Raw genomic sequence first — 10204 nt, 5'->3', positions numbered from 1 at the left:
AATGCTAGACATGATTAGTGAGTTTCCAGCTAAACATACGGCTTTATATGTACGCCATCATGTCACTTTTGTTCGTCTCGTTGTGTCCATCCATGAACGCAAAAACCAATCCGCAAAAACTGATCTAGCCGTCTTGTTGCGAGCTACAAAACTGATTGATCCGTCCTTATACAAGATGAATATTGAATGGCTGAAATTGCTGGACCTTGATCCCGAAAGTTTGTTGGCTACTAATGTTTGATTACAAAAAAAGACCCAGTAACTTCTCTTGTTCTGCTCATCCTGGCAGGACAAAATTGAAGTCCACTGTGTCTTTTTTAATGTCATCAAATTTGAGAAGGCTGGGTCATCCCCATAACTACTCTTTCGGCTTCGGCCGCCGCTCCAAATGCCGGCGCATTTTGTCTAGCAAGAATAGCTGGTCGTTATTCCACGGACTGTTGCGTCGGGCGAGATGGGCGGCGTAATTTGCTGTGTCGTGGTTGAATTCTCGATCAGAGCGCTGGACTTCTTTGAGAAAATCGCGCGAGCTGATCCGCAAGGCGCCACGAGAGAAGACGGTCCATTGTTCAGCTTGGTCGCTAGTAACGACGACAAGTTGCACTAGCGGCGAGTTCATGTCCTGTGCGAGGCGTTCAATGTAACTATCAGCGGTTTCATCTTCTTTGGTGAAGACGACTTGCAGATCCCATTTTGCATAACTTTTACCAATACCGGGCACGTACATAGCATCGAAGACCACGATCATTTTAGCGTTTTCGTGGCTGCGATATTCTGCCAGAATGTCCAACAAGCGATCACGGGCCACATCAAAATGATCCTCAGCTTTGAGTTTTGCAAGTTCCGGCCAGTTGCCGATGACGTTATATCCGTCGACGATCATGATGTGTTCGCGCATTTATTTTCCCTCATGCCGACTGGCGAATGCCTGATACATCAGGATGCCCGCGGCCACACTTGCATTTAGACTTTGAACGTGGCCGACCATCGGAATCGCAATCGTCGCATCCATTAACTTCGCAACGCCAGGCGAGATGCCCTTGCCTTCATTGCCGATCACCAACGCAGTACTGCCTTTTGCATCCCATTTTCGATAATCCTGACCGTCCATAGCAGTGCCAAAGACCCACATGCCGCGTTCTTTCAGCGTCTTAATGGTCTGGGCGAGATTCGTCACCCGCGCCACCGGGACATACTCAATCGCCCCTGTGCTGACTTTGGCAACGGCACTTGTCAGGCCCACAGCGCGATGCTTCGGAATGATCACCCCGTGCACCCCGCTTGCATCTGCTGTCCGTAAAATGGAGCCCAAATTGTGTGGATCTTCCAAGTTATCCAGCAACAGGAAAAACGGATCTTCGCCTTTATCAGCGGCATTTTTGAAAAGATCATCTAAGGTTGCATAGGCGTAAGGCGTCATTGCCAATAAGACCCCTTGGTGATTGCCTTGGTCACTCATCAGATCTAATTTTTGCTTAGGTGCCGTGCTCACTAAAATTTTCTTTTTTTGCGCCATGCCGACCAAATGCTGAATCGGTTCACTTTTCAGGTCGGTTTGGACGAACAATTTATTGATGGTGGCAGCGGTGCCAGCTTTCAGCGCCGCCTCAACGGCATGGCGGCCAAAGATAAACTCATCTGGATCATGTTCAGTTGTTGCTTGCGGCTTTTTTGCCATGTCCCGTCTTCCCTTCTTCAACGTATTGGATACACCATGCTGCTAATTCAGCAACACGGTCATCGCGGCCAATCAAATGTAAGTAGCCGAACAGTGCCTCGAATCCTGTTGAAACTCGATAAGTCACCACATCGGTATTTTTCGCGTGCGTGTAGCTTTTGGCATTGCGCCCGTGCTTGAAAATATCGGTTTCATCGCTATCCAGCAGGTTGGCTTCCTCCATCCCAGCAATCAGCGCCGCTTGTGCCTTTGCGGACACAAAATCCTTGGCTGCCCGTTGCAGTGATGCCGGTCGAACTAAACCGCGCTTGAGTAAGTGTTCCCGAATATAAACTTCATAAACCGCGTCGCCCATGTAGGCTAGCGCGATACCGTTCAATTGTTTTGGATCAAATGTCATTGTCTGCGCCACCGTGTTCCTTGAGGAGTGTCTTCCAAAATAATGCCTTGTGCGGCCAACTGATCACGAATTTGGTCGCTCTTAGCAAAGTCTTTCGCTGCCCGTGCCGCATCTCGAGCCTTCACCAAGGCATCAATGTCTGCATCCAGGCTCTTCTGATCAGCAAACACCACACCGAAGATTTGCAGCCAAGCATCGTATTCATTCAAAAGGTCATTGATACTTTCACTTTTGACCGTCTCTTCATTAGCATATTCATTAAGCAACTTTGCCAGATCGAATAAAACGGTGAGGCCATTTTGAACGTTGATATCATCATCCATGGCAGTCACGAAGCGATCCTTCAAGGTTTGCAACTGTTTGGTAATTTGTGGATCAACGCCGGTTTCAGCCCCGCGACGACGATAGGTCAAATTCTCACGAGCAATTTTTAACCGATTGAGACTGTTGGCCGCATTTTTGAGGTTAGTTTCAGAATAGCGAATCGGCATCCGATATTGGGTACCCGCCATGAAAAAACGTAGAACTTGCGGATCAACTGTTTTGCGAATATCGTGCACAGTGATGAAGTTGCCAAGCGATTTGCTCATTTTCTCGTCGTCTTCACCAATCGTCACGAAGCCGTTATGCATCCAATACCGAACGAACTGCTTGTCGGTTTTAGCTTCGCTTTGGGCGATTTCATTCTCATGATGCGGAAATTCCAGATCCTGGCCGCCACCGTGAATGTCAAAAGTATCACCTAACAGCTTGGTGCTCATGACTGAGCATTCAATGTGCCATCCTGGCCGTCCTTTGCCCCATGGTGACTCCCAACTGATCTCACCGGGTTTGGCGGCTTTCCACAAAGCAAAATCAATCGGATCTTCTTTTTTAGCTAATTCGTCTTGGGTAATATGTTGACTGGCACCTTCTTCAAGTTCATCCACATTCTGATGAGATAACTCCCCATAATGTTTAAACTTGCGGGCCCGGTAATAAACATCGCCGTCAACAGCATAAGCGTATTCTTTGTCGATCAAATCCTGCACAAAATCAATAATATCCGGAATCATTTGACTGGCGCGAGGATGAGCCGTTGCCGGTTCGATCCCCAGCGCCGTCGTGTCTTCCATGAACGCATCAATAAACCGTTGCGCCAAGTCCAGCGGAGCTTCACCGGTTTTATGAGCAGCATTGATAATCTTGTCATCAACATCGGTGAAGTTCGAAACATAGGTCACTTTATATCCGCGATATTCAAAATACCGGCGGATGGTATCAAACGCGATAGCACTGCGCGCGTTACCGATGTGGATGTAATTGTAAACAGTCGGGCCGCAGACATACATCCGGATTTCTCCCGGGTGCAACGGCGTGAATGTCTCTTTTTTCCGGGACATTGTATTGTATAACGTTAACATCGGCTCATTTCCTTCCTGTAGCGTCTTAACTGCATTTTACAGGAAACGACCGTGATTATAAAGGAACGGGGAGGGCGATTGCAACATTCTGTGCTGTGCCGTGCCAAACTCCGCAATCTCCGGCCAGATGGGGCTGGAACGCTGTGACGGCGCTTCGAGCCCAAAAACCGGTCTCGAAGTCGCCTAACAACATCAGCGACAAAGCCCGGTCGCTGTGTTGTTTGCACGGCTGAGCCCCATCTGGCCTACGATTGCTCCGCCTTGGCACTACACTCTTTGAATTCTTCCCGACTATCTATTAGAAAAAGACAAGAATGATTTTTAATAAAGCAACCGTTCTTGTCTTTTTGGCTGTTATCTAAGCGTGATGCCCCAGCTCTCAAAACCTTAATCAATTTTCCGCTTCGGATTCAGAATCCCCAACGGATCAAACAATCCTTTAATTTGATGCTGAATCTCATCAACATCAAAGCCTAATTCTTCATTGTTCCATTGGTTCTTGCTCATCCCCACCGCATGTTCACCGGAAATGGTGCCGCCGAGTGCCAATGCTTTGCGGAACATCAGACGAATGGCTTGGAGCGCTTCTTTGGGCGGTTCTTCCTCATCAGCCGGCCAGATGACGGTTGGATGCACATTACCATCGCCCGCATGACCTGCCGTGTAAATTTCGACATTTAAGTCCTGTGCGACTGACGCAATATAGTCCATCATTTCGGGCAGTTTAGACAACGGCACCGCCATGTCTTCCATAATATGTTGGCCGTTTGCGAAAACCGCCGGCAACATGTCCTGACGCAACTTGATAATCGCCGCTGCTTCTTTGGGGTCACTGGTGACCTTGATGTTTTTGGCATGATCGTCATTTAAAATCTGCTCCGCCATTTTCAGACTAGCTTCACCACCAGCATCTAACCGGAACAGGAGCATTGCCTCGGCGCCTTCAGCATAGTGAGTGCCTTCATAACGATCCAACGCAGCAACTGTCAGGCCATCAAGTGCTTCAAGCATGACCGGATAGATACCGGAAAGTCGCAAATCCTCCACCCCTTTAGCCAATGCTGTCATGTTGTCAAAATAGGCAATTCCAACAACCGGCGTGCCAATTGGAATCGGGTTCAGTTTGACAGTGACTTCAGTGATGATGCCCAACGTGCCTTCCGAGCCGACGAATAAGTGCGTTAAATCGTAACTAAACGCATGCTTGTAAGTTCGGCCGCCAAGCTTGATTTCACGGCCGTCTGCCAAAACAACTTTAAGGCCAAGTACATTGTCGGTTGTCGCCCCATACTTCACGGTACTCATCCCACCAGCATTGGTTGCCGCATTGCCACCAATGCTTGAAATTGGCTTAGATCCAGGATCAGGTGCGTAAAAAAGACCTTGCGCACGCGCTGCCTTATCCAGATCCCCGTTGATCACACCAGGCTCAACCACTGCCAACAAATCGCCTTTGCTAATCTCTTTAATCCGATTCATTCGCGCTGTCGACAAAATAAGACTGCCGTTTATGCCGTCAGAACCGATCACGGTGCTCGTATCTGCGCTTTGAGGAACTACTGGCATATGATATTGACGCGCGATTTTTAACACACCTTGAATATCTGCAACATCGCTGACTGCAACATATGCCAGAATTTTCCCGGCAATCTCACGCTGGGCATTGCCATTGGCACTATGTTCGCGCGCGATTTTATCATCAATGTGGATTTCGGCATGCGGGGCCGCGTCTTGCAAGGCTGCCAGAATTTCCGAGTTATCATAAGCTGTAAAAATTGCCATCACAAAAACCTCCTCAACACCTCTAAAAGCAGGTGGCAGCGTTGGCCATTCGCCTCTGAAGCGTCGACTTTATTATGGACTATTTTGGTAAAGATGGCTTAGTAAGACGCTCGGTGGTGTGCCTATTAAGACGCCGATTGACCCTGCGATGAGATTGACTGTCTTGCCTTTGTCTCACCAGCAATGGTTTCCTTGGGATGAACGGTAATAACAGCCTCTCCTAGCCAAGTCGTTTCTGGTGCCATGGCTGCCAAGCGATAAGGTTGACGTGGTTGGCCGCTGCCTGTTATTGGCGTTGGTGTGGCAACACAAATCGTCAAGACATCTGTGTCCACACCAGCGTCTGCTAGATGGCGAAAGCGGACCAAATTAATGGTCTGTTCTTGTGGTACCACCAGTGGTTCGCAGTTGCCGCGATAATCGAGTCGAACGACATGCCGGCCATGTGTGTCAAAACCAGATAAAACGGCCACCTCTGGACGACCAAGTACTTGAGTTCGCGGATCAAAACCGTCAAAGCTGGCGAAACGCGGCAATATGTAATAGAAGATCGGTGACGCCAGGGCCACAGGTTCCTTGCTTAGTAAATGCAGGCCGACTTTCCCGCCAAAACAGCCGGCTGCAGCTGATCCCGGCAAATATTGCAAGGCAAAAGTTGGTTTTGTGGTCAATGTGTCTAACGGTTCCTTGTCGTTATTGCGATTGTCACGCATCAGTGGTCACTCCTGTCAAAATTATGCTTGATATAATTAAAATGATACTCGCTTGATCCATAAAAACGCACGTTATAAGATTTACCGAATTTTTGCTGACGATTCAATACGAGCCATTGGGCCAGATTCTCCAAGTAAGCCTGAAAAAGCGCGACTGTGTTGCGGTTATCAAAAAACAGGTGTTTGTTCACTGACCATCGTCGGTCCTGAACAAACACCTGCAGTTGTGAAAAATCACAACATGAACTCAACATTAGGAAGACAACGACGAAAACCAGAAAAACATGCGCTCTCCATTAATCATGCCGGGGATTGGCTTATCAGGTCAATGAAAAAGCCAGGCATAAATGATATGAAAAATCGCTGCCGTCACCAGTCCTGTCATCATACCCAGAACAAAATATAAAAGTAAGTGCTGCCGCTTACCTTTCATTTTTCATTCCTACCCTTCCTACGTTGCAAGGAGCTATTCTCCCTGTCATTTAGGGTAACCGATGTCGACAAGTTCTGGGGAAAATAAATATAAACGTTAGGAAATCACCGATTAACGTCGTCCTTTAGGCACACTCACTCAATTATTAACAACAAACGTTGCCCTTCGCGTTCCACCAAAACCTATTGTTTGCATGCAAAAACCCGCACATCTGCGCGGGCTTCCTGCATCAATTAAAGTTGGCCGGTGACAAGATCAACGTTTTTAAGGACTTGATCGCGACCCATCAGTTCAATGGTTTCAGCAAGTTGCGGACCATGCATCCGCAATGTTGCAGCGATTCGAATTGGCATGTAAAGCTTGCGACCCTTGACCTTGGTTTCCTGCTTGACTTCATTGACAATACCGCCAATGGAATAAGCGTCAAACGTGTCGAGTGCCCGAATCTTTTTGGCGAAGGCTTCGATGACTGGCTTAGCATTGTCATCTGCCAGTTCTTTGCGTTCGTCATCGGTTAGGTCAGTGGCTTTGTCGAAGAAAATATCGGCAAGCTTGCTGATCTGAGCGGTATAACTCATTTGATCGGTGTAAAGACTAATAAGCTGGCGCGCCCACTCGATGGTCTTCGGATCTGGATCACTATGAATTTTGCCATCTTCAATCAAGTTAGCTAAGGACAAACTCATCAATTCATTCGGGTTCGTCTTTTGCTTGGCCTTGATGTATTGGTTGTTCACCCATTCCAATTTCTTCTGGTCAAAACGGGCTGGGCTCTTAGATAGCCGCTTTGGATCGAATTGCTTGATGAATTCCTTTTTGGTGAAAATTTCATCTTCACCAACTGGGGACCAGCCAAGGAGCGTAATGAAGTTGAACATCGCGTCTGGCAAATAGCCAAGTTCACGATATTGTTCAATGAACTGTAACACGGTTTCATCACGCTTCGACAACTTCTTACCGGTGGCGCCGTTAATGATCAAGGTCATATGGCCAAAAATTGGTGGTTCCCAGCCAAATGCATCGTAAATGGCCAATTGCTTTGGTGTGTTGGCAATATGATCGTCCCCACGCAGCACGTGGCTGATTTGCATCATATGATCGTCTACTACCACCGCAAAATTGTACGTTGGCATGCCATCACGCTTCTGAATGACAAAATCGCCGCCCAGTGTGTTGGCATCAATCGAGATTTTCCCCTTAACGATGTCGTCCCACTCGTAGGTCTTGTCCATTGGAATGTGGAACCGAATCACAGGCTCCAAGCCCTTCGCTTTGGCTGCGGCAATCGCGTCAGCTTTTTCAGCGTCCGTCATGCCCTCATATTCATATTCGTAATGTGGCATCTCGTGACGAGCCTTTTGGGCTTCACGATCGGCTTTCAGTTCCTCTTCGGTCCGATAAGACTCGTAGGCAAAGCCTTTATCAACAAGTTGCTTGATCAGCTTGTCATAGATGTCCTTACGTTCAGACTGCCGGTATGGGCCAAAGTCGCCGCCTTTGTCGGGGCCTTCATCCCAGTCAATCCCGAGCCAGTGAAGGTTCTCCATCTGACTCTTTTCGCCGTCTGCAACATTCCGCTTTGTATCGGTGTCTTCGATCCGCAGCACCAACGTTCCGTTGTTGTGCCGTGCGAACAAATAATTGAACAACGCCGTCCGCGCATTGCCGATATGCAAATGCCCGGTCGGACTTGGTGCATAACGCACCCGAATTGGTCGATCTGCCAATGTCTTAGCCTCCATTTTTCTGTAAACATGCACTGATAGTGTACCACAGAAGGGACGTTCATTGGGCTGATGTGGGAGATTGAATCTATGTCGGTTGGCTTCTGATCGTTCTACTAAACGACGCAACCTTTGCAATCTATCATTGCCTTAATCAAACGGGAATCTCATGCCCCATGCATTTCGCACACTGTCCATGATATGGCTGACATCGTGAGATAGTAGCAACTGACCGTCATCGTGACCTTCATCAATGTAACGCTGAAAATCACGGACTTCATAAACTAAGGCATCGGCCTGATCGCCTGCGCTTAATACCTCGCTGGTCGTGGTATGGGCATCAGGGGTGTAGGTTACTTTGGCGGTTGTGGCACGCGGATAGTCATCAATTTCAACGTAGCCTTTTGTGCCTGAGATCACGCCGCGTTTTGGCTGCTTAGCGCGTAATGACAGTGCCATGACGGCCAACTGCTGATCAGCATTTTTTAAAATGATCCCTGATTGTTCATCAACACCGGTTTCAAAGTACTTGACGGTGGTGAGCGTTACATTCGGCTGAGCATCTAAGAACGTACGAGCAAAGGCAGTTGCGTATCCGCCGATATCAAGCAACGCGCCACCAGCCAGATCCTTATTGAAGAAACGATTCTTTGGATCAAAGTCTTTCAAGCTACCGAAGTTAACTTGAACAAGATGAATGTCACCTAACTTGCCACTTGCAATCAGCTGCTTGACTTGTTGATAAACCGGCATATGGTACAAGGTTAACCCTTCAGATAAAATCAGGCCCTTGTGCATGGCCAACTGCTGGACATCATCAAATTGCTTAGCATTGACCGTAATCGCTTTTTCGGCAAGAACGTGTTTGCCGGCATTCAAAGCTTTTTTGATGTATGGGTAATGATAGGTATGCGGCGTTGCAATATAAATCACATCAACGTTTGGGTCGGCAATCAAGGCATCTGGATCTGTATATGTTTTGGCAATATGTTTTTCAAGAGCGAACTTCTTAAGCATGTCGGCATTGACATCAGCGACGGCGTAGATGCTACCGTTTTCCCGGTTTAAAGCGTCGGCCATTTCATGTGCGATCCAACCAGTTCCGATCATACCCCAGTTATAGTTTGTCATATGACTCATCCTTTCTTTTAAACGCATTCTCCAGCCCAGAAACCTACGTGTAAGAACCTTGGTCGCAATAGTCAGAGTCCGACCATCACGCATAAGGCCACTTACACTCCGGTTTCTAACCGGGCTGGTTCACGCTCTGCTTAATTTCATGTACCTGACCATCTGGTGTTTCTATTAAGAGTGATGTCGCTAAGTGAGCAAAGTATGACGTCGCAACAACTCCCGGTAATGAGGCTAGCAAATGATCAACTTTTGCGATATCCGTCCATTCCGCCATCGTACAATCAATTAATTCATTGCCGTCGCGCGTTCGCGTGTAGCCCATGTAAGTGGTAGCCATTCGTCGTTTTGCCTGCAAGCCTAGCAGCTTGGCAGATGCCATCACCTGTTCACTTGCCGCGCTAACAACTTCCAATGTCAGCGGTACCGCGGCATTCAGTTGAGCGTTGACATTTTTCTGAGCAGTGAGAATCACATAAGCATGGCTCGCCTGCGCGTGCAACTTTTCATAAAAATGAATACCGCCATTACTTTTAAGTAAATTTAAGTCCTTATCGGCACTGTCACAGCCATCAAAGGCAATATCACTAGCTATCTGTGTTGTTGTTGGTAACCCCAGTGTCTGACAATAAGCCAGCGTTACTTCAGAGGGACTGCAAATCTGAATACCCAGCAATGCCCGCGCGACAATGCCATCAGCAAGCGCCTGCATGTGCCGACCACCGCCAAGACTCACTACCTGATGCGGCTGAATAAGTGCTAGAGCAGCGGCGATTTGTTCTGTCATGAAAGTCGCTTCCTCTCTTTTATTTTTGGTGAAATTATATTTCACGTATAATGTAAGACTGAAATTCAGTTTTGTCAACAGCTAGTTGTGCGGATTGTCTTTTAAAATTAATCGCGTAGAATAAAGGCCGGAGAGTTTCATAAAACAGATTAT

Annotated in this window: 10 protein-coding genes and 1 pseudogene; 1 reads left to right on the top strand and 10 read right to left on the bottom strand. The window is 47.6% G+C overall.

All coding sequences use genetic code 11. The features are described from left to right. Positions 1 to 241 (top strand): annotated as a pseudogene (locus ACWPAB_RS11885) (Rgg/GadR/MutR family transcriptional regulator); the annotation flags it as partial. Between the two features lie 117 nt (positions 242 to 358). Here the strand turns inward: ACWPAB_RS11885 and ACWPAB_RS11880 are convergent. The 10 genes from ACWPAB_RS11880 to ACWPAB_RS11835 form a co-directional block, all read right to left on the bottom strand. Next, entirely contained in the window at positions 359 to 898 is a 540-nt protein-coding gene (locus ACWPAB_RS11880; RefSeq protein WP_003576196.1) for an NYN domain-containing protein, read from the bottom strand. Beyond that, entirely contained in the window at positions 899 to 1678 is a 780-nt protein-coding gene (rlmB, locus tag ACWPAB_RS11875; RefSeq protein WP_003567217.1) for a 23S rRNA (guanosine(2251)-2'-O)-methyltransferase RlmB, read from the bottom strand. Continuing rightward, positions 1650 to 2078: a Mini-ribonuclease 3 gene (locus tag ACWPAB_RS11870; RefSeq protein WP_003567219.1), complete on the bottom strand. Its 429-nt coding sequence runs from the start codon at positions 2076 to 2078 to the stop codon at positions 1650 to 1652. The genes rlmB and ACWPAB_RS11870 overlap by 29 nt, the downstream gene beginning before the upstream one ends. Then, on the bottom strand, positions 2075 to 3481 hold the full coding sequence (cysS, locus tag ACWPAB_RS11865; RefSeq protein ID WP_016366615.1) for a cysteine--tRNA ligase: 1407 nt from the start codon (positions 3479 to 3481) through the stop codon (positions 2075 to 2077). The genes ACWPAB_RS11870 and cysS overlap by 4 nt, the downstream gene beginning before the upstream one ends. A 387-nt stretch (positions 3482 to 3868) precedes the next feature. After that, complete coding sequence (locus ACWPAB_RS11860) at positions 3869 to 5263, bottom strand: FAD-binding oxidoreductase (protein WP_003580769.1); 1395 nt, start codon at positions 5261 to 5263, stop codon at positions 3869 to 3871. 125 nt (positions 5264 to 5388) lie between these two features. Continuing rightward, positions 5389 to 5976: a hypothetical protein gene (locus tag ACWPAB_RS11855; protein WP_003580771.1), complete on the bottom strand. Its 588-nt coding sequence runs from the start codon at positions 5974 to 5976 to the stop codon at positions 5389 to 5391. After that, on the bottom strand, positions 5976 to 6167 hold the full coding sequence (locus ACWPAB_RS11850; protein WP_003580773.1) for a hypothetical protein: 192 nt from the start codon (positions 6165 to 6167) through the stop codon (positions 5976 to 5978). Before ACWPAB_RS11850 ends, ACWPAB_RS11855 begins: the two co-directional genes overlap by 1 nt. A gap of 475 nt (positions 6168 to 6642) precedes the next feature. After that, positions 6643 to 8136: a glutamate--tRNA ligase gene (gltX, locus tag ACWPAB_RS11845; protein ID WP_003576207.1), complete on the bottom strand. Its 1494-nt coding sequence runs from the start codon at positions 8134 to 8136 to the stop codon at positions 6643 to 6645. Between the two features lie 147 nt (positions 8137 to 8283). Continuing rightward, entirely contained in the window at positions 8284 to 9264 is a 981-nt protein-coding gene (locus tag ACWPAB_RS11840; RefSeq protein ID WP_003580775.1) for a Gfo/Idh/MocA family protein, read from the bottom strand. Between the two features lie 115 nt (positions 9265 to 9379). After that, positions 9380 to 10051, bottom strand: a complete 672-nt coding sequence (locus tag ACWPAB_RS11835; RefSeq protein WP_016380703.1) for a ribose-5-phosphate isomerase A — start codon at positions 10049 to 10051, stop codon at positions 9380 to 9382. Positions 10052 to 10204: the final 153 nt, after the last annotated feature.

Source organism: Lacticaseibacillus sp. 30, from assembly GCF_053819265.1.
This window is presented reverse-complemented; position numbering and strand designations above follow the sequence as displayed.

Excerpts from the sequence above, each read along its gene's own strand:
- ACWPAB_RS11840 (WP_003580775.1), bottom strand. The coding sequence starts at position 9,264 with ATGACAAACTATAACTGGGGTATGATCGGAACTGGTTGGATCGCACAT.
- ACWPAB_RS11855 (WP_003580771.1), bottom strand. The coding sequence starts at position 5,976 with ATGCGTGACAATCGCAATAACGACAAGGAACCGTTAGACACATTGACC.
- ACWPAB_RS11880 (WP_003576196.1), bottom strand. The coding sequence starts at position 898 with ATGCGCGAACACATCATGATCGTCGACGGATATAACGTCATCGGCAAC.
- rlmB (WP_003567217.1), bottom strand. The coding sequence starts at position 1,678 with ATGGCAAAAAAGCCGCAAGCAACAACTGAACATGATCCAGATGAGTTT.
- ACWPAB_RS11870 (WP_003567219.1), bottom strand. The coding sequence starts at position 2,078 with ATGACATTTGATCCAAAACAATTGAACGGTATCGCGCTAGCCTACATG.
- cysS (WP_016366615.1), bottom strand. The coding sequence starts at position 3,481 with ATGTTAACGTTATACAATACAATGTCCCGGAAAAAAGAGACATTCACG.
- ACWPAB_RS11860 (WP_003580769.1), bottom strand. The coding sequence starts at position 5,263 with ATGGCAATTTTTACAGCTTATGATAACTCGGAAATTCTGGCAGCCTTG.
- ACWPAB_RS11835 (WP_016380703.1), bottom strand. The coding sequence starts at position 10,051 with ATGACAGAACAAATCGCCGCTGCTCTAGCACTTATTCAGCCGCATCAG.